Here is a 25,029-nt window from a genome sequence, read left to right as displayed (position 1 = left end):
TCGCTGTGCGGATCAGAATTTCCGGGCGCGTTGCGGGTCGATCCTGCCGCGCAGGATGTCGAGGAAGGCGAGGAAATTGCCCTTCAGCCGGCCGCGGCTGTCTGTCCATTCCCGCGGACGGATCGAATAGACGAGGTTGGAGGCGAAGACGCGCCCGGTGAGCAGGAACATCCTGCCGGCCGAGACCGTCCCCTTTCGAAGCATGTAGACCGGGTTGACGATCTGCGAGTAGCCAAGACGAATCCCCGGTGTGCGCCCAGTCTTGGTGCCGAGATGCACGCCGAACAGGCGATTCGATCTCACCAGACGGCCGTATTCCGCCAACTGACGGGAGAAGTCGACATCCTCCAGCCAGGAATACAGCGGCAGTTTCTCGTCAAAGACGATGCCATTCTGCAACACCGGTCCGGCGCGGATCGCCATGTTGCAGCCATAGCCATTATAGACATCTCGCAGCGTCTCGGCTTCGTCCGGGCGAACGTATTCCTTGAGCAATTCGAGCCCGGCCTCGTGCCAATATCCCCGCCCAACCACGCCATCGGCGATCACGGTGCCCGTCGCAAGGGCGACATCGGGGTTCTGAGTGAACAGCCTGTCGACTTGGTCGAGATAGTCGGGCTCCATCAGGAAGTCATCGTCCAGAAACAACAGGATATCTGACGGTTCGAGCAGTTCGAGAATATGGTTGCGCTGCACCGAGAGGCCGCGCGGCCCGACGACGATTTGAAGCGGAAAGGTCAGATCGCGCAGGGCGTCGCTGTCGATATCGTCTTCCTCCGAGACCGAGAGGACCACCAGATCGGGCAGTCTGTCCTGTGTCTGGATATGGCGAACGGTATCGCTCAGAATCTCGCGGCGTCCGGTGGTTGGAATGCCGATGACTATGCGGCGCTCTGCCGGAGGAGCAGGGGGCGGCTGCGAGAGTCTGCCACTGGCAGGTTTGCTCGTTGCGTCCATCAGACTGATCCTTTGACAGCGTCGCGTGGGGATGGCATGAAAAAGATACGCTGGGGGGCGGAATGATTAAAGGCGGATGCGAATGGCACCGGTTCCAAGACGCCCCGAGGGGAATGATTGCCCACAATTTCTTCAGGTGGACAGGCATTTGGTCTGGCGGTTTGCCGTGTTGTTCTGCCTGTCTTTCTGGACCGGACTGGTCGTGCTTGTTGTGATCTGAGCGTGCTGTTCGGGCGTCAGCTTGCGCCGCGCCCGGTCAGAACCACCTCGACCGTCTGGAAGACGATCCGGAGATCACCGATGAAGCTCCGGTTGCGGGCATATTCCGTATCCATCGCAACGCGTTCTTCATAGGTAGTGTCATTGCGCCCGTTTACTTGCCAGAGGCCGGTGATGCCGGGACGAACGGACTTGTACTCGAAGATGTTCTCCCGGTAGCGCGCGACTTCGGCCAGGACGATGGGACGCGGACCGACCACCGACATGTCCCCTTTCAGCACGTTGAAGAATTGCGGCAGCTCGTCGAGGCTGGTCTTGCGCAGGAAATGCCCCAGGCAGGAGATGCGCGGGTCGTTGGTCAGCTTCTGGTTCACCTCCCATTCGGCCCGGGCCACCGGGTCTCTGGCGAGCAGCTCTTCCAGGCGCTTGTCCGCATCCAAGACCATCGTACGAAATTTCAGACAGGAGAACTGCTTGCCCGCATAGCCGACGCGCTTGTGCCGGAAGAAGACCGGACCGCCCTCGCGCAGAAGCAGGACCGCGGCGATCATCACCATGATCGGCAGGAAGAAAATCAGAGCCATCGTTGAAAACACGATGTCGAAGAACCGTTTCGCTGGCGCAACAGACGGAAAGACCGTGGTGGTCAGATCCGATTCGGCCGAAAATGTTCGTCCATACACAACATCTGCACCTTCAAAACGCGAAGCTGTTTCGCTTTGCTTTGTCATTAAATCAAAGATCGCTTGCGCGACCGTCCCCCCACCGAGTCAATGAGGACCACACCCGCCACCAATTTGACACATTTATGCCCAGTTTCCACCAGCGACTGTATTAACAGTTTGTTTACGAATTTGATACTGTACCCGAACGTCATTTTTCTTGCACATGCTCGGATCAGGGTTCTCAGGCGGATTCCCGGCTGCGTATTGTTGCGTTGGCGTGCAAGTTCAGGCCAAAGGGGGCCGTGGTGAGCGATCAGAACATGCCGGACGAAAAGCGCAGGAAGGGGCCTGCGGCCCACGCCATTGGCGGTGGGCTCTGGGTGATGGTCGAGCGGATAGTTTCTCAAGCATGTCAGGTGGTTGTCTTCATTGTTGCCGCGCGACTGCTTGGGCCTGCCGAATTCGGAGCCTTCGCGCTGGTCGCGGCCTGCTCGATCCTGCTCATGCGCGTGGCCGAGGGCGGCTGGGCGCCCTACATCCTTGCCTGGCCCGGTGATTCGACGGTTCCGCAGCAAGTCCTGCTTGTCGCGATTCTCTCGGGCGTTCTGGCCAGTGTGCTCGGGGCCGTCGCCGGAAGCGGCCTTCCGCTCTTCGGTGTTTCCACGCAGACGACAATCCTTGTCGTGCTCTTTGCCGGCTGGGTGTCGCTCGCCGTCACATCTTCGACACAAAAGGCGATCCTGATCTGGATGGGGCGCCTTCGGGCGGCCTCGCTGGCCGAGATCTGCGGAGACCTGGCGGGGTTGGTTGTGTCGCTTGTGGCGCTGTATTCCGGTCAGGGCGTGTTTTCGCTCGTTTACGGGCGACTGGCTTTCCAGGTGGTGCAATTGCTGGTGAGTTTTTCGGTAACCCGCCTGCCACCCTTGCCGGGATTGCGGGGCGACGACTTCCGAAGGATGCTTCACATGTCGGGCCAGTTCTTTGCCGCCCGGATGATCTTCAACCTGCGCATCTATGCCGCCACCTTCATGATTGGTGCGTTTCTGGGGCCGGCGGCTGTGGGTTTCTATCGCGCGGCCGAACGGCTGACCGGTGCGGTGGCCGAGGTCGTGGGCGTGCCGACCACGACGCTGGGATGGAACCTATTCCGCGAGGCCCGTGCCGCCGATGAGGGCGGAACAGGCGGCTTCCAGAAGGTCGCCAATGTCTTCTTCCCCGTGCTTGTGGCGGTGGCGGTGCCGCTCTTTGCCTGGCTGGCGATCATGGGCGACGACATCGTTCATAGCTTGCTCGGGCCGGAATGGTTGCCGATGCTGCAGGTCTTGCAGATCCTGGCCCTGGCCCGGCTGCTCACGCTTGTCTCCTATGCCAGCGAGCCGATCATGTCGCTGGCCGGCCGCGTCGATCTGTTGCCACGCATTGCGCTGATGTTTCTCGGGATCACGGTGGTCTGCGTGCTGGCCACGGCGCCGATAGGGCTGGTGCCGCTGGCATGGGCCGAGGTCTTTGTCGCCTTTGCGGCTGCCATCAACACGATCTATTGCGCGCATCGTTTCGCGGATATCGAGTGGGGCGGCATTTTCCGCCACTGGCTGCGGTTATCGCTTTCCATCACGGTTGGTGTTTTGAGCCTCTACCTTCTGAAGCAAAGCCCGTTGCTCGATGGGATCAACCCCTTTGCGCGCGCCGTGGCGCTGAGCCTGCCGGCCGTTCTGGCCTATGCAGCGGCGCTTGCCGTCTTCGAGTCCGAGTTGCGCCAGGCCGTTTCCGCGCGCCTCGCTCACAGGTTGCATTTCAAACGAGAAAGCTGATTGCCATGGGACTGGTTTCTTCCACGAAACGTGCACTGCGCCTGGCGACGACGCCGATCAAGCTTGGCGAGACATATCTGCGACGCCTCGCCGGGCGACCGCCGCGCTTCTCCGGCGCATGGCCGACCCGCGATGCGGCCCTGGCCAGCCTGCCGCCGCAAGCCGTCAAAGGTTACGACAATGACGGCGTGGCCGAGATCTCTTTCGAATACATGACCCAGGTCTTCGCCTGGGATTATCCCGTGCTTTTCTGGCTCAAGGAACTGCTTCCCGAAGGCGGATGCGTGCTGGATGCGGGCGGCCATATGGGCACGAAATACATCGCCTTCAGCACCCTCCTGCCGCTCGACCGCTACGAGTGGAACATCGTGGATCTGCCCGCAATCATTCGAGCCGCGCGGGCCGAGCAGGCGACAGGGCGTATTCCCGAAGCGATCCGTTTCGTGGAGGACGCGGTAGAGGCGCCGGTGGCGGATCTGCTGATTGCTTCGGGGTTGCTGCAATATCTGGATGTGACTTTCGCGGATTTTCTGGATCGCCTGCAGGAGCCGCCACGCTATATCGTGCTCAACAAGGTAGCCATGCGGAACGGTCCGCAGGTGGTCACGCTTGAGCGGATTGGCGCTGCCTCGGTTCCTTACTGCATTCGTTGCGAACGCGAGTTCCTGGCCGAGATTGCCGCCTGCGGGTATGAGGTCCGAGACCGCTGGGAAATAGCGGAACTGAGCAACGCGATTTCGACCCATCCATGGCTTGAGTCCAGCGCCAGCCACGGCTTTCTCCTTACGAAAAAGGCAGAATCGGTCTGACCTATCCTTTTGGGCAGGTTTGGGAAGGCCGTGCCATCATTCTCCCGTAATCCCGTCCTAATCAAACCTAGATCGCCACGTATTCAACTCTATGGAAACAAAGGGGTTTGATTGTTTCGCCGTGATAGATGTCTTTGGTTATCAGCGCGTTAACACTTCCACGGCATCCACAGGAGCCGTCAACCAACCGCGTGACTGGCCTGTATCGTTGACATGTATTTCGACTCGTTAACACTTTCCCCAAGGGAATGACGAAATTTTGCAGAATATCCATCGTAATCGCCTTGGGGAGTACGGACCAGATTGAACGTCCGTGACGAAGGGGTGAATAGTGGCCGCTATTTTTCGACTGGCTTCGGGCATAAGAACGCTCGTCCAGTGCGGCATTGAAAAGGTTGGAACATGTCAGAAAAGACGAAGACAGCTTTGATGGAAACGTCCGGTGCCGGAGAGCGGGCGACGGGTGTTTATGCCATGTTCCTGCACCATTGCCGGCGTCATCCCGAGGCCAGCGCGCTTTTGGCGGGTGACAGGCACCTTTCCTATGCCGAACTCGCGGCGGCAGCGGACCGCGTCGCGGCCCGGCTGCAACAGGCCGGGATCGGGCACGGCGATGCCGTCGGCCTGCTGGCCTCGCGCTCCGTCGATGCGATCATTGCCTGTCTCGGGATCGTGCGGGCCGGCGCGGCCTATGTTCCGCTGGACCCGACCCATGCCGCCGAACGGATCCATTTCATCGCCGAGGATCTGAAACTTCCGGCCGTGATTGTTGCCGAGCGCTGGCTGGAGCTGGCCGAAGAGGTCCTGCCGGAGAGTGCCGGGCGCGTTCCGCTGACCGAGGCGCTGGCGCAGGATGCCACGGGCCATGTCTTTCCGGAGGCGGGCGGCACGGACCTTGCCAATATCATGTATACCTCTGGCACGACCGGCAAACCCAAGGGCGTGCTGCTGCCGCACAAGGGCATTCTGGCTTTCGTGGACGATCCGCTTTTCGACCAGCTCGGTCCGGGCGACCGTTTCCTGCATGCCTGCACCTTCGCGGGCGATCTGTCTTCGGGCTGCATCTGGATACCGCTCATGCACGGCGCGGCCATCGCCGTGGTGGAGGCCGAACAGCCCTCGCTCGACGATATCGCCGATGCCATGACAACGCATGAGGTTGCCGGCGCGCTGATTTATACCGGTCTCTTTCACATGCTGATCGAGCACCGGATCGAGGCGTTCCGCACTGTGCGGGTAAATATCGGCGCGGGCGACGTGATGTCGTCCACCCATGTGGCGCGGCTGCTGGAGACCTGGCCGGAGAACCAGCTCATCAATCTCTACGGGCCGACCGAGGCGACCATCGGCTCGCATTATTGTCATGTCACCCCCGATCTGCTGGACGGCCGCCCGGTGCCCATCGGCAACCCGTTCCGCAATCACGAAAGCTTCGTCGTCGATGACGCGCTCAACCCGCTGCAAGCGGGCGAGATGGGCCAGCTTGTTATTGGCGGTGCCCCGGTGGCGCTCGGCTATTACAAGCGCCCCGACAAAACGGCGGAGGTGTTCATTCCCGATCCGCGCCCGGGACGGGAAGGGATTGTCTACCTGACTGGCGACCTCGCCCGGCAGCGCGAGGACGGGCAATATGATTTCCTTGGCCGCGTGGACCGGCAGATCAAGATCAACGGCCACCGGGTGGAACTGGACGGGATCGAGCACGTTTTGCGCAGCCAGGACGGTGTAAAGGATGCCGCCGTCGTGGTGATTGAACCCGATCACGGCAGCCGTCGTATCGCCGCTGTCATGGTCCCGGAGCAGCCGGTGGACGCGGCTTCGGAAAAGGCGTTTGTCGCCGCCGTTCTGGAGCAGGCAGAGGAGATGGCGAACCCGGCAACCCTTCCGAAGCAGGTTCTACTGCGTAGGGAGCTGCCGCTGACCAAGGCCGGCAAGATCGACCGTCGCGAGGCGGCGGCGCTGCTGCTGGAACGCCCCGACGCATCGCCTGCCAAACCTGCAGGGCGCGATGCCTCCGCCCTGCGCGACCAGATCGCCGGGATCTGGGACGATATCCTTGGATGCGGCCCGCTGGAGCCCAGCGTGACCTTCTTCGAGGCCGGCGGCACGTCCATGCAGCTGATCGAGGCCCATGCCCGCATCGAGGACGCCCTGGGGCGAAAATTCCCGATCACGCTGATCTTCGAGAAACCGCGTCTCGGCGATCTCTCGGCAGCACTTGCCGAGCTTCAGCCGGAGGCGGTCGAGGCGCAGCCGCGCAAACAGGCGGAGTCCACCGAAGGCGCCATCGCGATCACCGGTATGGCCGCGCGCCTGCCCGGGTGCAATTCGCTGGAGGATTTCTGGTCTCATGTCCGCAATGGCGACAACCTGATCCGCCGCTACAGTCCTGAAGAGCTGGAAGCGGGCGCCGAGGCTGCCAGTGATCCCTCTTTCGTGCCTGTGCGCCCGGCGCTGGAGGATGTCGACCTGTTCGACGCGAAATTCTTCGGCATCCTGCCGCGCGAGGCCGAGCGGATGGACCCGCAGGCGCGCATCTTCCTCGAGATTTGCCAGCAGGCGCTGGAACATGCCGGGATCGATCCGACACGTTCGGGCGGCGCGATCGGCGTCTATGCCGGCGCGACCCAGAGCACCTACCTGCTCGCCAATGTGCTCGGCTCGGGCGAGGCGTTGCGCGACTACACCGGAAGCTTTCAACTCGGCGAATATATCCGCTTTACCGGCAGCTCTACCGACAGCGTCGCGACCCGCGTCGCGCACAAGCTGGACCTGCGCGGGCCTGCCATGTCCATCGGCACGGCCTGCTCCACCTCGCTCACCGCGATTGCGGAGGCCGTTCAGGCGCTACGCTCGGGCATGGCCGATACGGTTCTGGCGGGCGGTGTGTCGATCACCTTCCCGCAGAAGCGCGGCTACCACGGGCAGGAGGGCGGCATGGCCTCGCTTGACGGCGTGGTGCGCCCCTTCGATGCGCAGGCCTGCGGCACCGTCTTCGGCCACGGGGCCGGGGTCGTCGTGCTGCGCCGGCTGGAGGATGCGCTGGCCGATGGTGACACGATCCACGCCGTAATCCGCGGCGTCGGCCTCAACAATGACGGCGCCGACAAGATCTCCTATACCGCGCCCTCGGTGGCCGGTCAGGCGGGCGCGATCCGCATGGCGCAGAACGATGCCGGTGTGGATGCGGCCAGCATTTCCTACGTCGAGTGCCACGGCACGGCTACGCCGCTGGGCGACCCGGTCGAGATCGACGGGCTGCGCCGTGTGTTCGGGGCCTCGAAAGGCAAGACCGCGCTTGGGTCCGTCAAGGGCAATATCGGCCATCTGGACGCGGCGGCGGGGGTGATCTCCGTCATCAAGACCGCGCTGGCGCTGCGCAAGGCGGAGATCCCGCCGGTTGCGAATTTCACCACGCTCAACCCACGCATCGATCTGTCGGGCACGCCGTTCCATGTACCTGCCCGTGCCGGTGCCTGGGAGAGCGACGGCCCGCGCCGCGCAGGGGTCAGCTCCTTCGGGGTCGGCGGCACCAATGGCCATTTGGTGATGGAAGAAGCGCCGGAGCTTTGGCGCGAGGCGCTTCATGGCGCGCAGGCGCTGCCGCTTTCCGCGAAATCGCCCGAGGCGCTGGTGGAAATGGCCACAGCCCTTGCCGAGGCGCTCGACGCGCCGGACGCCCCGAGTCTCGCCGAAGCCGCCCGCACCCTGCAGGACGGGCGCGGTGTCTTCCCGTGGCGCGCGGCGGTTGCCGCCGAGAGCCCTGCGGAGGCTACGGAAAAACTGCGCAAGCTGCGCGCACCCGCGCGCAAGGCACCCACATCCGTGCCGGAGATGGTGTTCATGTTCCCCGGCCAGGGCGCGCAATATCCCGGCATGGGGCGCGGGCTTTATGCCGCCGAGCCGGAATATGCCCGCTGGATCGACCGTGGCGCAGAGATCCTGAAGCCGATCCTCGGCGAGGACATCGCGCCGCTGCTCACGCAGGAAGCGCTCTCGGACGGGGACGCGGCGCGCACATTGCGCGACACGCGCATCACCCAGCCAGCGCTGTTTCTGACCGAATATGCCTGCGCGCGCTTGTGGATGTCGCGCGGCATACAGCCGGCGGCGATGATCGGCCATTCGGTTGGCGAGTTTGCGGCGGCAACGCTGGCCGGCGTGATGGATTTTGAAACCGCGCTGCGGATCATCGCAACGCGCGGACAACTGATGCAGGACCAGCCCCCCGGCGCGATGCTTTCGGTGCGCGCCCCGCTGGAGGCGCTGGAGGCGCATCTGGACGACAGTGTCGATCTCGCGGCGATGAATGGGCCGCAGGCGCAGGTCGTCTCCGGGCCGTTCGATGCCATCGAGGCGCTGGAGGCGCGGCTGGAGACGGCCGGGCTGGCGGCGAAACGGCTACATACATCCCACGCTTTCCATTCCTCGATGATGGATGCGGTGGTGGAGACGCTCGAAAAAGAGCTTTCCGGCGTAGCGCTTGCCGCGCCGAAAATCCCGCTGGTGTCGGCTGTCACCGGCGCGTGGATGACAGAGAATGAAGCCCGCAGCCCCGCCTTCTGGGCGCGGCAGGCGCGGGCTTGTGTGAACTTCCAGGCAGCCGTTCAGGTAGCCTGCGAGGAAACGTCTCGCGTGTTGGTCGAGGTGGGGCCGGGTCGGACCCTCTCTGCCTTCGCATCGCAGACGCTTGGCCGCGGAGGCCATGGTGGAATTGTAACGTCACTGACGGACCACACCCAAACCGATAGTGATATGTGCTCCATGGTCTCCGCGTTTGCCAATCTCTGGACGGCAGGCGTGCCGGTGGACTGGGCCCTGCTTGGCCCGCGCGCCGCACGCCGCGTGCCCTTGCCCGGCACCGCGTTCCAGCGTCAACGTTATTGGATGGACCCGCCCGTTGAAACACCGGCCGCGCCGGCAATCATGCCCGCCGCCGCCGTACCCGTGCCCGAGGTTTTCATGGAAGAACAGATTGAAGATATTGCGCGCCCGCAAAGGTTGGCCGCCGAATTGCTGGTTCTTTTCTCGGATCTGTCCGGCGAGGCGTTGGACGAGGCGGATCTGGACGTTCCCTTCCTGGAGCTGGGTTTCGACTCGCTCTTCATGGGGCAGGTGAGCCAGGCGCTCGACAAGAGCTTTGGCGTGAAGCTGACCTTCCGCAGCCTGCTGGCAGACACGCCATCCATCGCCCTGCTGGCCGAGCACCTGGACACGGTCTTGCCGGCGGAGGCCGCGCCCGCGCCCAAGCCCGTGCCGGCCCCGGCCGCGCAACCCGTTGCCGTGACGCCTGCTCCGGTATCTCTTCCGGGCCACCCGCCCGCGGCGACCCCCACCGGGGATGTCGCCGCCGTCATGACGGCGCAGCTCGATGCCATGCAACGCCTGATCGCGGAACAGCTCAGGGTTCTGGGGCAGGGCGCGCCGAGTGCGCCTGTTGCTGCCGCCGCTGCACAGGAAAGCGCCTCTGTTCCATCGCCGCGCAAGGTGGCTCCCGAGCCGCCGGAAACGTCCAGCGCCACGCGACCGGCAGCGTTCAAGACGGGGCGCGGTCCGGATGTCTCGGGCGGCGAGATCGATGCGACGCAGCAGGCGTTCATCGACGATCTGGCCCGCCGTTACTCGGACCGTTTTGCCGCCTCCAAGGCCTATACCGCCGCGCATCGCGACGTGCTGGCTGACCCGCGCACCTGTGCCGGTTTCCGCCCGGAATGGAAGGAGTTGACCTTCCCGCTTCTGGTTGAGAAGGCCCATGGCGCCTGGATGGAGGATGCCGACGGCAACCAGCTTCTCGATCTGGTCAATGGCTTCGGCCAGACGGCCTTTGGACATTCGCCCGATTTCGTCGCGCGCGCAGTCGCCGCGCAGATGGAGCGTGGATTCCCCATCGGTCCGCAATCCGACCTTGCCGGCCCGATCGCCGAACGGCTGGCCAAGCTGCTCGGCCATGAGCGCGTGACTTTCTGCAACACCGGATCTGAAGCGGTCATGGCCGCGATGCGCCTTGCCCGCGCCGTGACCGGTCGCGAGAAGATCGTGGTTTTCGGCAACGATTATCACGGCCAGTTCGACGAGGTGCTGATCAAGGGCCGCAGCCGAGGGGGCGAGCCTACCGCGCTGCCGATCGCGCCGGGCATCCCGCGCTCGGGGCTCGGCAACATGGTCGTGCTGCCCTATGGCGAGGCCGAAACCCTCGACTGGATCCGCCAGAAAAGCGCTGATATCGCCGCCGTGCTGGTCGAACCGGTGCAGAGCCGCCATCCGGAACTGCGCCCGGTGGAGTTTGTCCGCAGCCTGCGCGAAATTACGCAAGCGGATGGCTCGGCACTGATCATGGACGAGGTCGTGACCGGCTTCCGCACCCATCTGCGCGGGATGCAGGGTGTCTGGGACATCAAGCCCGACCTTGCGACCTATGGAAAGGTGCTGGGCGGCGGTATGCCGATCGGCCTTCTGGCCGGTGCGCCCCGCTTCATGGACGCGCTCGATGGCGGTCGCTGGCAATATGGCGATGACAGCAAGCCCGAGGTCGCACCGACCTTCTTTGCCGGAACCTTCGTGCGCCATCCGCTGGTGCTGGCCGCCGTGGAAGCGGTTCTGGATCACCTCGAAGGCGCGGGTGCTGCGCTCTACGAACAGGTGCCTGCGCGGATGGACCGGCTCGTGTCCGATATGCGCGCGGCCTTCCGCCGTCGTGGCCTGCCCGAGCTGATCGAGAGCTATTCGAGCTGGTACGTGCTCAACGTCTCCCGCCACGATCCGCGGGCGACGCTGCTCTTTACTCTCATGCGGCTTGAGGGCGTGCATGTGCTCGACGGCTTCCCCGCCTTCCTGACCACGGCCCATACCGATGCCGATTGCGCCCACGTGCTGAAGGCGTTCGAGACGGCGCTCGATGCACTGCAATCTGTCGGCATCCTGGCGCCGGAGGGCAACATTGCCGAACCGCGCCAACCGGCTGTGGTCGCTTCCAAACCCGCCGGGCCCATTCCGCTGACCGAAGGCCAGCGCGAGATCTGGATGTCCCACCAGATGGGCGAGTTGCCAGCGGCGAGCTTCAACGAGGGCATGACCTGTCGCCTTACGGGCAAGCTGAACGAGACGGCGCTGCAAGAAGCGCTCGATGCGCTGGAGGCGCGCCATGACGCGCTGCGCATGGTCTTCGACCGCGCGGGGGCGCATTTCGAGATCCATCCGCCCGCCGGCCTTCCCATGGAGCGGGCCGATCTGCGAGAGGAGGCGGATCCCGAGGCAGCGCTTGCGGCAGCGCTCGACACGGACGCAGCCCGGCCGATCGACCTGGTGAGCAATCCCCCCATCCGGATGACGCTCTACCGTTTGGCAGAGGACAGCCATGTGCTTGCTTTCATGGCCCATCACATCGCCTGCGATGGCTGGTCCTATGGCGTGCTGACCGAGGAACTGGCCGCGCTCTATGCTGCAGCCTGCGAAGGCCGCCCCGCCGATCTGCCCGAGGCGCCCTCCTTTGCGGCCCATGCGGCCAAACAGGCACAACGTGGTATGCCCCCGGAGCTGCGCGCTTTCTGGAAGGACGCTCTGGCGGAGGCGCCCGCGCTGCCGGAACTGCCGCTGGACCGCCCGCGCCCCGCGCGCAAGACCCATGCCGGGGCGAGCACGGTCGCGCTGCTCGACAAGGATCTGGTGAAAGCGGTGCGCAAGGCCGGGGCGAAACAGGGCGGCACGCTCTTCGCCACGCTGTTTGCCGCGCTTCAGATCACGCTCGGGCGGCTGTCCGGGGCCAATGACGTCATCCTCGCCGTTCCTGCCGGCGGGCAGGTCCTGCTGGACGACACCGCGCTCGTCGGCCATTGCGTGAACCTTCTGCCGATCCGCGCACCAATAGCGCCGGGCGCCACGGCGGCGGAGCACCTGCAGCGGGCGAGCGATGCCATCCTCGCGGCCGTCGATCACCAGGACACGACCTTTGGCGCATTGCTGGAGGCCCTGGAGATCCCGCGCACGCTGAGCCGGATGCCGTTGACCGAGGTCCAGTTCAACTACGAGAAAAGGCAGGACCGGTTCGAAATGGGTGGGCTGTCCACGCAAATTGCCGTGACCGGCAAAAAGGCGGTGAATTTCGACCTGTTCTTCAACATGGCCGAGGTTTCGGACGGGCTGAGCGTTGAGGTCGACTACAATACCGACCTGCTGAATGAGGCGACCGTTCAGCGCTGGATCGGCCACTTCCGCGCCGTGCTGGAAGGGATGGTTCAGGACATGTCTCGTCCGGCGTCGCAAACTCCGCTGGTCTCGGCAGAAGATGAACGCGCCCTGGCCGAACTTGGCAATGACAGCGAGATCGATTTCGACCGGCAAGCGTTGCTGAGCGACCTGATCGCCCGCTCCGTCGCCGCGCATCCCGAGCGGATCGCGCTGGAGCATGCCGGTGTTCTCATGAGCTATGGCGCGCTCGAAAAGCGCAGCGACGCGCTGGCCGCGCAGGTTCAGGCCCTGCTGCCGGAGCCCGGCGCACGTGTCGCCGTCGCCCTGCCGCGCGGCACCGACATGATGGCGGCGCTGATCGGGGTGATGAAGGCGGGCCATGCCTATGTTCCGCTTGACCCGGACCAACCGCCCGCGCGCCTGCGCCAGATCGTCGAGACGGCAGAGGTTTCGGCGGTGCTCGTTACCGGCGAGGAGCCGAGATGGCTCGGGGAGAGCGGCATTGCTCCGCTGCTCGTGGAGGATGCCGTTGCAGGTGCCCAGCCGCGCCCGGTTCGCGTCGATCCCGAGGCGGCGGCCTACGTGATCTTTACGTCCGGGTCCACCGGGACGCCCAAAGGGGTCGAGATCCCGCATCGCGCGGTGGTCAATTTCCTGACCTCCATGCAGGCGGAACCGGGTATGGGGGCGGCCGACAGCGTGCTTGCCGTCACGACGGTGATGTTCGATATCGCGGTGCTGGAACTGTTCGGCCCGCTTGCCTGCGGAGGCCGGGTTGTCATCGCGGATCGCAGCGAGGTGCTGGACGGCTTCAAGCTCGCGGAACGGGCCTCGCAGGAGGACATCACCATCGTGCAGGCCACGCCAACGCTCTGGACCATGCTGCTGGAGGCTGGTTTCACCCCGCGTGCCGGGCTGAAGATGCTGGCCGGGGGCGAACCCATCGCGTCGGACCTTGCCGAGCGGTTGCTGGCCGGGGGCGGTGAGCTTTGGAACATGTATGGCCCGACCGAGACCACGATCTGGTCTGCAATCCGGCGCCTGCGGCCCGGCGAGCCGATCACCATCGGTGGTCCCATCGGCAATACCGAGCTGCATATCCTGGATGCCGAGGACCAGCTGGCGCCGATCGGAGTGATCGGGGAGCTGAACATCGGTGGCGACGGGCTGGCGCTGGGCTATTTCGGTCGGCCGGACCTGACGCAGGCGGCGTTCCGAGAGGTGCGGATCGCAGGCAAGGCGCGGCGTCTGTATCGCACCGGCGACCTCGCCGTGCAGCAGGCCGACGGCCAGATCCGCGTGCTTGGCCGGATCGACGGGCAGGTGAAACTGCGCGGCTACCGGATCGAGCTGGGCGAGATCGAGACCGCACTGCGCGCCGAGCCGGGTATTGCCGCCGCCGCGGTGGCGCTGCGCGAGGGGCCGGGCGGGGATAAGCGCCTCGTGGCCTATCTCGTTGCCGATCCGGGCAAGCCGGCGCCCGATCACGCTGGGCTTCGCACGACACTGGCGACGAGACTGCCCGATTACATGGTGCCGCAGGGCTGGGTGGATCTGACTGCCCTGCCGCAGACGGCGAATGGCAAGCTCGACCGCAAGGCGCTTCCCGACCCGGACTTGCGGGCCGAGGTGCACCCGATCCGGGCTGCCGTCGTGGCCGAGACCGACAGCGAACGGCGGATCGCCGAGATCTGGGCGCAGGTGCTGGGCCAGCAGGAAATCAGCGTGACCGATGACCTTTACATGCTCGGCGCGGACAGCCTTACGGTCTTTCGCATCGCGGCGCGGCTCATCGATGCGGGGCTTGGGCTGGAAGCGCGGGATGTGCTCGCCAATCCGACGATCCGGGCCTTGGCCGCAATCGCCGACGAGCGCACCGCCAGTGGAGTGACTGCGCCGCCACGGCCTTCGCTGCGCGATTTCCGGCACGGCGCCCGTCGCAGCCAATCGAAAGGGAACTAATTCGGATGAGCAAACATCTTCCCGATTTCCCGCCCGAATCCATCGTGGATGAGTTCCCGGTCACCACAACGCAGCAACGTTGCTGGTTTCTCGACCAGATCGAGCCGGGGAACCCCGCTCTGAACATTGCTGTTCGCTGGGAACTGCGTGGACGGGTCTCCAATGACAGCGTGCAGCGTGCGTTTCAGCTTGTGACCGACCGGCACGAGATCTTGCGCACGCGCTTTCTCGACCGGGATGGCGAACCGGTGCAGCAAGTGCTGCGTCATGTCGAGTTCAACCTCGGCGTGCTGGACCTGCGGACCACGCCGGAAGCCGACCGAATGGCGCGGATCGACGCCATCGCGCGGGAGGAAGGGGCGCGCCCCTTCGATCTCGGCAAGCCCGGCCTCTTGCGGGCGACGCTTGTGCGCTGGGAGGCCGAAAGGGCGATGGTTCTGCTCACCGCTCATCAGAGCGTCTTCGACGGTCATTCCATCGGTGTGCTCGGGCGCGAGGTTGGTGAGGCTGCGTCCGCCTTCGAGGTTGGCAGGGAGCCGGTCTTACCGGAGCTTCCCTTGCAATTTGGCGATTACGCGCTATGGCAACGTGACTATCTTGAAAGTGGCGTGCTTGAGGAAGAGGGCGCCTGGTGGCAGGAACAGCTGGCCGGTGCACCCTATTTCGAGCTGCCAACCGACAAGCCCCGCCCACCGCAGCAGAAGCCGGCGGTACGCGAGTTGCATCTCGACTTGCCGGTCGAGTTCAGCGAGGCGCTGCAGGTGCGCGCGCGTGCGGAGGGCGTGACGCCGTTCACCTTCTGCTACGCGGTCGTGGTGGCCTGCATGAACCGGCTGACCGGTGCCTCCGACATCCTCATGGGAACCCAGACGGCAGGCCGGATCGATGTCGATCTCGACCCATTGATCGGCGTCTTCATCAACAATCTGGTGTTGCGCCTTTCGGCCAGCCCCGAGAGCCCCTTGCACGACCATCTCGCCCGAGCGCGTGAGGTGGTCGAGGGGGCTTTGGCACATCAGTCCGTCCCCTTCAACCGGCTCGTGGAGCGCCTCAACCCGCGGCGCGATGCGGCCCGAAACCCGATCATCTCGATGAATTTCAACCTCGCGGATGCCTTCATGCGGGGGTACCAGTTCGAGGGGTTCAAGATGATCTCCGTGCCCTCGCACCATCCTGGTTCGGTCTATGACCTTCAGATGATCATGGTCGGTCGCGCCTCTGGCTATCGGTTGTCGCTTGGCTACCAATCCGCCCTGTTCGAAGCCGAGACGATGGAGAGGTTGCTGCACCAGATCGAAGCCTGCCTGAAGGCAGCTCTGGAACGGCCCGAGATTGTTCTGTCCGAATTGCCGCTGGACGCGGCGCTCGCCGGGCGCCTCTCGGCAGATACGGATGACAGCAAGGCGGTGATGGCCGCGCTCGAAAATCATCCGATGGTGGACGAGGTTGCGCTCGTTGGCGAAGCAGGGCGCCTTTGGGCCTTCGTGACGCCGCAGGAAACCGGTACGTTGCCGCTGGAGAGCCTGCCCGGACGCCTCCTGCGGTATCTCGACGATCTTGAATTGCCGAGCGCGAAACCGGAGGGGATTTCGGTCCTTGCGGATTTCCCCCGGACGTCTCGCGGTGATATCAACCGCAGCCTCCTGCGGATGCCGAAGGCCGGCGCGCGGCGGCCGGAGCGAGGCCCGGAAGACAGCCCGCCCGTGAAGATTGATCCGACGGTCAGGGAACGGCTGCGGGCGCATATGCGTGAGGTCCTGTCGGTTTCGGATGTTCCGCCGGATGCGACCTTTTTCGATCTTGGGGGGCATTCGCTGCTGGCGGTCCGCCTGCTGACCCGCATACGCCAGGAATGGGGGCTCGAACTCGGCATCGCCACGATCTACGAGCATGCGACCCTGCCTGCACTGGCGGAAGTTGTTTCCGAAGCGCTCGGGGCCAGCCCGTCGCAGACCGAGGAGGATTGGCAGATCCTGCGTTTGACCGATGCTGGCGAGAAAGCCCCTCTTGTCTCGATCAACAGCGCCGGTCTGATCCTGTCGACTGTGCGGGCGTTGAAACAGCCCCGGCCGGCGACATGCGTCCGTCTGTTTGGCGAAGAAGGCGTCGCCGATGCCGACAGCCGGAGTTTCGAGGAATATGCCGCCGACTATGCCAAGCTGCTGCGGCGCGCCCATCCCGAGGGACCGTATCTGGTCTATGGCAATTGTGTGCATGGAAACCTCGCGCTTGAGGCCGCTCGGATTCTCAAGTCCGAAGGGGCCGAGATTCAAGCTGTTATCATGAAGGATGTCTGGGAGCCGGAATTCACCGACTGGGTTCGCAGCAATCGCGGCCCTCGCCGGCAGGATCGGCGCCAGGCGCTTCGCAACCGGATTCGCGCAGTGCGCAACGGGACGCTTTCGCTCTCGGCTGCCCTGGGGGGGATCGGAGCCGTACGCTCAACCGGCATCCTGCAACTGGCCGCTTGGCTGGGAGTGATCGAGCGGGTCCGCGTGTCCGATCTTGAAGCCTTTCAGGAACACGTCATCACACGTATTTCTGCTGCCCGCGATGCCTATCGCCCCGCGCCGGTGGACCTTCCGGTGCTGCATGTGGTGACGAACATCACACCGCAGGGGGGGCATTTCCTGCCCTCCATCGGCTGGGAAAAGGTAGTCACGGGGCCGCTGCGCACGGTTTATATCGACGAGGTGAGCGATCACCCCAATCGTCGGGTTGGAATCGAGGCTTTTGCCCACGAAATCGAAGATTTCCTGACGGAGATCGACAGCAAGGCGTGACGGACTCTCGCTGCCCGGGACGGTCAGGAAAGTGGCAGCCGCGTTTCGCGCAAGCGTAGCCGCCGCGCCCCCAGTGTCGCGATGGCGCCGGGGAAATCCGTTGCCAGTTCAAAGGGAGTTATCATCCAATTCTGTGCCGCCATCTCGGGCAGTCGGATCGTGACCCGTGTCGGGAACGGTTCTGGCGAGAGCGAGACGTCGAAGCTTTCCAGCGGGATGGTCAGCCCCGTGCCGATGGCCTTAACGAAGGCTTCCTTGCGGGTCCAGCAGCGGAAGAAACCACCCTCGCGCTCTTCTAGTGGCAAGGCGTCAAGCGCCGCCACTTCCGCAGGCGAAAAGAACCGCTCGGCTATGCCCGGCTCCACCGTCCGAAAGCGCTCGATATCCACGCCCACTGGCTCGTCGTCTATCACAAGCGCGGCCCAACCGGCCGCATGGCTGAGGTTGAATTCCGGCCCGCCGGGCAGGAAGGGTTTGCGGTTCTCGCAGGTCTCGAAATGCAGGGCGTCGGGCGGGCGGTCGCAATAAAGCGACAGGATTTCCCGCAGGCGCCCATGGGCAGCCTCGAAATGAACGCGGTCCGAGGCCCGACGGAACCGTGCGGCGCGGGCTTGTTCGTCGTCTGAAAGAAGGGAGCGCAGCGCGGCCAGCCGGTCCTCGCCGGGGGTCAGCGACCAGATCCAGAGATCCGTCTTGTTCATCATGCTCTCCGTTGGCGTGCCGCGGGGGTGTTCGGTTCCGATCCTCAGCCGTGAGCGGTGGCTACGTCAACGCCGAGCGCGCGCAGTTCCCGCACCATGCCGGATCTGAAAGCCGCCTCGTTGAAGCCGCGGGCATGCTCCACCAGCCCGGCTGGGTCTAACCGGTCGAGCCCGGCCGCCTCGAACCGCTCCACGGCATCGAGCAGACCCTCGACGCTTTGATCTTTGAAAAGCAGCCCGGTCTGGCCATCCACCACAGTGTCGAGCGCGCCCCCGCGCCCGTAGGCGATAACCGGGCGGCCGGAGGCCATGGCCTCGACGGGGATGATGCCGAAATCCTCCTCGCCGGGAAAGATCAGCGCCTTGCAGCGGGCCATATGCGCCTTCAGATCGGCAAAGGGCACGTGACCGAGGAAGGTGATATTGTCCTTTGCCTGCGCTTCCAGCGCCTTGCGCGTGGCGTCGGGGCCGCCGATCACCACTAACTTGCGGCCCAGCCGGTTGAACGCATCGACCACGAGATCGGGCCGCTTGTAGGGCGCAAGTTCGCCCGCCCAGAGGTAGAAATCGCCCAGCTCATACGGCGCGACCGGGGCGAAATCCTCGACGAAAACCGGCGGGTGGACGATGCTGGAGGGGCGACGCCAATATTTGTTGATCCTCGCCGCGACATGGCTGGAATTGGCCACGAAACGATCCACCCGTGCGGCGCTGGTCACATCCCATTGGCGCAGGTTGTGTGCAATATGCGGCATCAGGAGTTTCGTCAGGCGTCCCGCGCCGTCTCGATAGGTGTGGTACTGGTCCCAGAGATAGCGCATGGGCGAGTGGCAATAGCACAGATGCGGCGCCTCGGGCGGTGCGATTACCCCCTTGGCCGGCCCGCTCTCCGACGAGATCACGAGGTCGTAGCCGGTCAGGTCCAGCTGCTCCAGTGCGCGCGGCATGAAGGGCAGGTATTTCTGGTAGTGCTTCGCCGCCATCGGCAGCCGCGAGACGAATGTCGTTTCGATCCGGTGCTGTCGAAGCGTTTCGCTGAGCTTTTCCGGCACGACGACATGGGTGTAAATATCGGCCTGCGGGAACATCCGGCAGAGCGCTTCCAGCACCTTTTCGCCGCCGCGCATGCCCACGAGCCAGTAATGGATCAGGGCCACGCGCATCTCCGACGAGTTGCGCATGCCGCCGGCCTGGCTGCTTTCCGGCAGCTCCAGCATGTCATGCATCGTAGGAATACCCTTCGATATTCGGCTCGGAACTGCGGGAGGGGTCGACCTTGGAGAGCGCGACGCCGGCGATGTCGAGCCGCATTTCGGCCAGCCCGGCCAGCCCCGAGGCCACCGCGCGGCGCGGGGTGCTGTCCCAGCCGACCAGCAGCAGCCGGGTATCGACCACTTGCGCCAGCACCAGCGCATCGGAAACGGCCAGCAGCGCCGGGGCGTCCACGATCACCACGTCGTAGAAGAGTTTCAGCTCGTCGATGATCGGGGCAAGCTTGCGCGCCGACAACCTGTCTGCCACGTCCGGGTGCGTGCCCTTGGCGACAAGGAAATCAAACCCGAAATCCGGGTCGGTATAGACGGCTTCATAAAGCTGGCAGTCGCCGCGCAGCACGTCGGCGAAATCTTTCTCGATATCCCAGTTGAAGCTCTTCTGCATGGTCGCGCGGCGCAGGTCGCCATCGACAACGATCACCGATTTCCCGGCCATCACGGACATCTGCGCAAGCGCAAGCGCGGTCGTGGTCTTGCCCTCGCCCGGCGCGTTGGAGAGCATCACGATCGCGCGCGAGGTCTCCTCTCCGTCGCGCATCAGCAGGGATGTGCGCAGATGCCGGATCCGCTCGGCATAAAGCGTGTAGGGGGCATCGCGGAGCGCGCGCGTTGCCGCCATCAGGCCAGACTTGGCATGCTCGTGCAGCGGCAGGTTGGCTAGCACCGGCAGTCCGGTTTCCGATTCGATGTCGCGCCCGGTGCGATAGGTCTGGGTCGTCATTTCCAACACGAAGATCACCCCCAGCCCAGCCGCGCCGCCCAGAATGCCAGCCATCACAGCCAGCAGTTTCGGCCTCGGCTTGGAGGGCGAGGCAGGTACCACGGCGCGTTCGATCAGCTTGGCATCGGGTTCCTGAAGCTGTTCCTGGGTCCGGGTCTCGGTCAGGCGGCTCAGAAGCATCTCGTAATTCGAGCGCGCAGCCTGCGCCTCGCGTTCCAGCTGCCGCAGGCCCAGCGAGTTCTGGGTGATCGACTGGATCCGCTCCTCCAACTCGGAGATCCCCGATTGCAGCGTGTTTTCGCGGATCTGGGCAATCTCGAACTCGTTGGCGCTGATTTCCATGATCTTCTGGACCTCAGCCTCGATATCGGCCTCGATACGCGCCAGCTTGGCCCGAAGCCGCACCCGCTCCACGTGGTTCGCATCATAGCGTTCGGCCCAGTTGTCGTCCTGCCGAACCAGATCGATCCGCTCGGCATTGAGCTGTTCGATCAGGGGCGAGGTAACGATGCGGGCAACTGCCGCGAAACCGCCTTCCGAGGCGACGCTTACCAGCCGTTCATGGCTCGCTTCGGCCGTTGCCAGATCGGCGCGGGCCGCGACCAGTTGGCCGGCAAGCTGGCCAATCTGATCGGTGACGGTTTCCAGCGTCGATCCATCGGCCAGCAGGCTCCTGGCGCGGTACTCTGCCACGGCGATCTCGGCCGCCTCGACTTCCTTGCGCAGCTCGTCGACCCGCGCTTCCAGCCAGCTCGTTGCCCGGCGGGCCTTGTCCACCCGGCCGGAAATCTGGCCGCCGATATAGGTGTCGGCGATGGTATTGGCGATCTCCGCACCGAGGAACCGGTCCGGGTTCTCGGTATTAATGCCGATCACGTAGCTTTCGCCCTCGCGATAGATCGAAAGGTTCTTGCGAACCGCGTAGATCACCGCCTGCATCTGCTGCTGAAGGGCATAGGCCAGCGCGTCCGGGTCGCCCTCGGCGGCGACATCGGCCACCCATTCATACGTCTTGGGCGTCATCGACTCGAAGCGCTCGATACCGATGGTTTCGATCACTTCCTGAATCAGAACGTTGGAGCGCAGCACCGCGGCTTCGCCATTGACCACCTCCTCCGAGAGGTCGAGGTCGCGCACGACTTCCTCGTTGGTGATGATCTGCGCCTTGCGCGGGTCCAGCATGACCTTGGCGAGGGCAGTATATTTCGGTGTCACCAGGAAACTGACGGCAAAATAGGTCAGGATCGCGAAACCCATGCCGAAGCCGATCACAAGCCAGCGGCGGCGCCAGATTGTCCGCCACAACCCGCGCAGATCCACCGCATCCGTATCTTGCGGTTGGGGCGTGCGTCGCGCACGGGCAAAGGAGCTTAGATCCGATGGCATGATCCTGCTGTTCATCCCTGCACGCCTTGCAACCTGTCGTGGCACGCGCACGTGCCGTTGGAAACCCTGACAGGTTTGGGGCGATGCCTCCTGAGAATACCGGTGGTGGGCTGTTTCACCAGCCGGGACACGAAATAAACCATTCTACAACCGTTCAACTCGAATAGCGCCGCGCAGCGTTATTGCTGCGGACGCACCCCACCCGAAGACAGAGTGCCACGAGGGGGCGTAAAGTCAAATCACGTCGGAATTTTGTCGAATTATCCGGATCTCCGCTGAACAATACCGGGTCGGGTGTGGCGATTGTGGAAATCCGGATGGCAATTCTTCAGGCGCTCCGGTTGCCGGAGGGGGGCGATTCGAGAAGGGCGCCGCGTGACAGGCCGGCTGCCAGCCCGGAGAGCGCGAAGAAGATCACGCCCAGGTCCGGCGTGGCATGGGTCAGCATTGCCGAGAGCAGAAGCGCCAGGCAGCCGGACTTCAGTCCGGCCAGCGTTGCCGTGCGCAAGGCGGGTTCGGGCGGGGCGGAAAGGCGCAGGAATGACAGCAGGAAGGCGATGTAGAGCCCGGTGCCGATCAGCCCGATGGAGCCGAGGCAGGCCATGAACCACGAGGAGGCGCGGACGCTGCCGAGGCCTGCGCCGAAGGTCAGCGTATTGGTGAAATTGATCCAGGCCTGGCTGTTCCAGCTCATCCGCTCCACACCGGAGGATGTGCCCATCTTGTTGAAGAGTGCATTGTCGAGAAACTCGGTGACCGGGGAGACGAGCTGGTAGGCACCGAATATGACCAGCACGCCGACCCAGAACAGCATTCCGGTTGTGGCCGCGATGGCCACCGAGCGGCGGCGGGCGGTACGGCGCAGGCGGGTCAGCAGGGTCCAGATGGCGAAGGTCGCCAGGAAGACGGCAGCGGCGACATAGGCGGCCGAGGAGGTGGAACGCACGAGCAGGATCGTGCTGGCCGCGAACATCCACGGCGCCGCGCGCGAGGCCGGCGAGGCGATCCAGACCTGAAGCCAGAAGCCGAACAGACCCAGCGTGAGAAAGCCGAAGGAGGAGGCCTCGGGGAAACCGCCGACCATGCGCTTCATGCCGCCCATGCGGGCCTCGGTCAGCAGTGAGTAATTGGCGGTGCGGATCGGGTCCAGGATCTGCGGCAGCCCGACCGCATGGGCGGTCACGTCGATCCAACCAAGCACGAACTGGACCAAGGTGCAGGTTATCATGGCGCGCAGCACAAGGCCCTCGTCGGGCTTGCGGCGCAGGATCGTGGCCAGCGCAAAGAAGGTCAGGAAACCCAGAACCATACGGAAAAGCTGGGTGATATTGCCGGTGCCGGGCGTGAGCGGCAGGCGGACGATACCGATCTGGCCCTCGCTGCGCGAGATGCCGAACACCTCGGTCTGGCCGGCAAAGATGCGCGGCAGGAAGAGCGCGGCGATCACGCAGACCAGCGCCAGCAGCAACAGGAAGAAACCGGGCTGCCAGGGGCGCATGGTGCCGGCGATCCGTTCCAGCGAGTTGGGCAGCAGGCAGACAAGCCCGAAGATCGCCACCGCGCCGAGATCGGCCACGCCGATGGAGGCTCCCCCGAGCGCGGGCAGGTTGAAGGCCGCCGCAGCCCCGAAGGGCATCAGCGCCATGAAGATCGACACCGCGCCATAGGGGCCGCGCAGCAGCATCGCCAGAACGGCGGCGAGGGCGAGAAATGTGCTTGGAACGATTTCCATGTCTGGGCGCGATCCTGCGGTTGGTGTTCCTGCTATACCAGCCCATCGCCCGCTGCGAAGGCATCCGGCTTGTCACAAGCCCCGCGCTGCGGCAGGTTTGCCGCACCACTTTGTGTTTTCCCAATTCGGACGGCTCATGTTTCGCGCTTTGCTTTCTGTTCTAGCCTTCGCGGCCGGCACCGCGTCGCTCGCGGAGGTCACTCTCGTGGGACCGAATCTGGCGGCGGCGTCGCGTTTTGGTCAGACAGATCGCCCGGACCTGATCGCGGCGGCGGCGGCGAACGGGATCACGTCCCTGCGCGACGAGATATACTGGGAGCGGGTCGAGCAGGGGCCGGGGCAGTATTCCTTTGACCAGCCGATGACGCTTTGGCCCGAGGCGCTGGCCGCGCATGGCGGGCAGGCGAGCCTGATCGTCAATCACCGTCATTCTGCACATGATGACGGCCAAACCCCCTTCACCTCTCAAGCCATGCAGGCGCAGGCGGATTTCGTGGCCGCCGCGCTGGCGCGTTTCCCGGCTATCCGGGCGGTCGAGGTTGGCAACGAGATCAACAGCCCGAATTTCATCACCGGCCCGGTGCAGGCGGAGGACCTTGAGGCGCGCGCGGCTTTCCATGTCGCGCAACTGGCCGATGTGAAGGCGGCCGCGCGGGCACAAGACCCGGAGGTGCGCGTGTTGGGGGGCGGGGTGCATTCCATTCCGCTCGGCTACCTGGCGCATGTGGCGGCGTTGGGGGACGCGGAACAGATGGATGCGCTGGCCATCCATCCCTATGACACGCCGCCCGAGAGCTTCCTGGCCCAGTTGGCGGAGCTGCGCCGCATGCCCGCCTTTGCCGAAATGCCGGTGGAGGTGACCGAGTTCGGCCTGACCGATGCGGCAGCCGCGCCGGGCTACCTGATGCGCTACTATTGCACGATGGCGCTGTCCGGCGTGACCCATGCCGTGTGGTATCCGCTGGCGGACCGGGGCGACGGGCTGGCGCCGTTGCTGACCTCCGGGGGCGAGATCACGCCGGTCGGTCGGACCTTCAAGCTCATCGCGCGCGAATTGCAGGGTAGACCGGTGCGCGATGTCTCACCGGACCCGTTCACGCGGGCCTGCCTGTTCGGCGAGGACCGCCTTGTGATCTGGGGCGCGGAACGCGGGGTGGCGCCGGCGGAGGGGCTGGTGGCGTTCGGCCCGGATGGCGTTCCGGTGCTCTCCGGTGCCTTGCGCCTTTCGGAGAGCGAACCGCTGCTTTTCCAGGCGACGGGTGGGCCGGTGGCCGTGGAACAGCTCAACCTCGCCCCGCAGGAGGTTCTGGCCGATAGTTTCCTGCAATATGGCTATCCGGCGGGCGATGCGTTGCGCAGCGCTGGCGACGGGTTCGAGCGCTTCGGACGCTTGCAGGGCAGGGAGCACCCGCTGCGCACGCGGCCCGGACAGGAGCGCGGCGGCGTGCCCTGGGTGCCCTATCGCGCGCCCGATGCCGATGGCGGGCTTCGGCTCCTGCCGGATATCCTTCTGCCAGCGGGCAGCGGTGCGCGCCCCTTCGAGATCGTCCACCGATACGTGGCCACGCAAGGCGGCCCGGTTCGGGTGCAGATCGCCCTCGCACCGTTGTCGCAAAGCGCGGACGGGCTCCGGCTTGGACTTCTGAAGAACGGATCGCCCGTTCTGGAACAGGTCGTCACCGCGCAACGTGAATTAGATCACGGCCCGCTGGAGCTTCGGGACGGCGACGAATTGGAAATCACCGTCGGTCCCAATGGCACGACAGAGGGTGATGACAGCCGGTACCGGTTCCGCATCCTGCGGGTGTCGGAGGAGGCACGTTGA

11 protein-coding genes are annotated in these 25,029 nt (G+C 64.6%); 5 read left to right on the top strand and 6 right to left on the bottom strand.

Annotated elements, in window-relative coordinates:
* Nucleotides 1-12 precede the first annotated feature (12 nt).
* Both AX756_RS03565 and AX756_RS03560 read right to left on the bottom strand, forming a co-directional pair.
* The gene (locus tag AX756_RS03565) at nt 13-957 is read right to left on the bottom strand and encodes a glycosyltransferase family 2 protein (RefSeq protein WP_068308713.1); all 945 of its coding nucleotides are present in this window, start codon (nt 955-957) and stop codon (nt 13-15) included.
* A 236-nt stretch (nt 958-1,193) separates the two neighbouring features.
* Nucleotides 1,194-1,907, bottom strand: a complete 714-nt coding sequence (locus AX756_RS03560) for a sugar transferase (protein ID WP_082738919.1) — start codon at nt 1,905-1,907, stop codon at nt 1,194-1,196.
* 239 nt (nt 1,908-2,146) lie between these two features.
* Between AX756_RS03560 and AX756_RS03555 the strand changes: the two genes are divergently transcribed.
* The 4 genes from AX756_RS03555 to AX756_RS03540 all read left to right on the top strand — a co-directional run bounded on the left by AX756_RS03555 (nt 2,147) and on the right by AX756_RS03540 (nt 17,390).
* The gene (locus AX756_RS03555; RefSeq protein WP_156461381.1) at nt 2,147-3,652 is read left to right on the top strand and encodes an oligosaccharide flippase family protein; all 1,506 of its coding nucleotides are present in this window, start codon (nt 2,147-2,149) and stop codon (nt 3,650-3,652) included.
* Nucleotides 3,653-3,657: 5 nt separating this feature from the next.
* Complete coding sequence (locus AX756_RS25990; protein ID WP_068308709.1) at nt 3,658-4,461, top strand: methyltransferase, TIGR04325 family; 804 nt, start codon at nt 3,658-3,660, stop codon at nt 4,459-4,461.
* Between the two features lie 402 nt (nt 4,462-4,863).
* Nucleotides 4,864-14,607: a hybrid non-ribosomal peptide synthetase/type I polyketide synthase gene (locus AX756_RS03545; protein ID WP_082738918.1), complete on the top strand. Its 9,744-nt coding sequence runs from the start codon at nt 4,864-4,866 to the stop codon at nt 14,605-14,607.
* 5 nt (nt 14,608-14,612) lie between these two features.
* The gene (locus AX756_RS03540; RefSeq protein ID WP_068308707.1) at nt 14,613-17,390 is read left to right on the top strand and encodes a condensation domain-containing protein; all 2,778 of its coding nucleotides are present in this window, start codon (nt 14,613-14,615) and stop codon (nt 17,388-17,390) included.
* A gap of 23 nt (nt 17,391-17,413) precedes the next feature.
* Here AX756_RS03540 and AX756_RS03535 read toward each other — a convergent pair whose 3' ends face one another.
* From AX756_RS03535 to AX756_RS03520, 4 genes are all read right to left on the bottom strand, one after another.
* Nucleotides 17,414-18,091 (bottom strand): 4'-phosphopantetheinyl transferase family protein, encoded by a 678-nt coding sequence (locus AX756_RS03535; protein ID WP_068308705.1) that lies wholly within the window; start codon nt 18,089-18,091, stop codon nt 17,414-17,416.
* A 44-nt stretch (nt 18,092-18,135) separates the two neighbouring features.
* A complete protein-coding gene (locus AX756_RS03530) occupies nt 18,136-19,317 on the bottom strand; it encodes a glycosyltransferase (protein WP_231700971.1) in 1,182 nt (393 codons plus the stop codon).
* A complete protein-coding gene (locus tag AX756_RS03525; protein WP_068308703.1) occupies nt 19,310-21,487 on the bottom strand; it encodes a GumC family protein in 2,178 nt (725 codons plus the stop codon). The genes AX756_RS03530 and AX756_RS03525 overlap by 8 nt, the downstream gene beginning before the upstream one ends.
* Before the next feature lie 313 nt (nt 21,488-21,800).
* Nucleotides 21,801-23,204, bottom strand: coding sequence for a hypothetical protein (locus AX756_RS03520; protein WP_068308700.1), 1,404 nt, complete (start codon nt 23,202-23,204; stop codon nt 21,801-21,803).
* Nucleotides 23,205-23,409: 205 nt separating this feature from the next.
* On the opposite strand from AX756_RS03520, the gene AX756_RS03515 reads away from it, so the two are divergent.
* Nucleotides 23,410-25,029, top strand: coding sequence for a glycoside hydrolase 5 family protein (locus tag AX756_RS03515; RefSeq protein WP_156461380.1), 1,620 nt, complete (start codon nt 23,410-23,412; stop codon nt 25,027-25,029).

This window comes from Aliiruegeria sabulilitoris, assembly GCF_001558155.1.
In the GTDB taxonomy this organism is placed as follows: domain Bacteria; phylum Pseudomonadota; class Alphaproteobacteria; order Rhodobacterales; family Rhodobacteraceae; genus Tropicimonas; species Tropicimonas sabulilitoris.
The sequence above is the reverse complement of the archived record's forward strand: the minus strand, read 5'-3'. Positions and strand labels throughout refer to the sequence as shown.

Bases quoted from the DNA above. Each gene is read 5' to 3' on its own strand.
- AX756_RS25990 (WP_068308709.1), top strand. From the start codon at position 3,658: ATGGGACTGGTTTCTTCCACGAAACGTGCACTGCGCCTGGCGACGACG.
- AX756_RS03540 (WP_068308707.1), top strand. From the start codon at position 14,613: ATGAGCAAACATCTTCCCGATTTCCCGCCCGAATCCATCGTGGATGAG.
- AX756_RS03560 (WP_082738919.1), bottom strand. From the start codon at position 1,907: ATGACAAAGCAAAGCGAAACAGCTTCGCGTTTTGAAGGTGCAGATGTT.
- AX756_RS03535 (WP_068308705.1), bottom strand. From the start codon at position 18,091: ATGAACAAGACGGATCTCTGGATCTGGTCGCTGACCCCCGGCGAGGAC.
- AX756_RS03525 (WP_068308703.1), bottom strand. From the start codon at position 21,487: ATGAACAGCAGGATCATGCCATCGGATCTAAGCTCCTTTGCCCGTGCG.
- AX756_RS03520 (WP_068308700.1), bottom strand. From the start codon at position 23,204: ATGGAAATCGTTCCAAGCACATTTCTCGCCCTCGCCGCCGTTCTGGCG.
- AX756_RS03530 (WP_231700971.1), bottom strand. From the start codon at position 19,317: ATGCATGACATGCTGGAGCTGCCGGAAAGCAGCCAGGCCGGCGGCATG.
- AX756_RS03545 (WP_082738918.1), top strand. From the start codon at position 4,864: ATGTCAGAAAAGACGAAGACAGCTTTGATGGAAACGTCCGGTGCCGGA.
- AX756_RS03565 (WP_068308713.1), bottom strand. From the start codon at position 957: ATGGACGCAACGAGCAAACCTGCCAGTGGCAGACTCTCGCAGCCGCCC.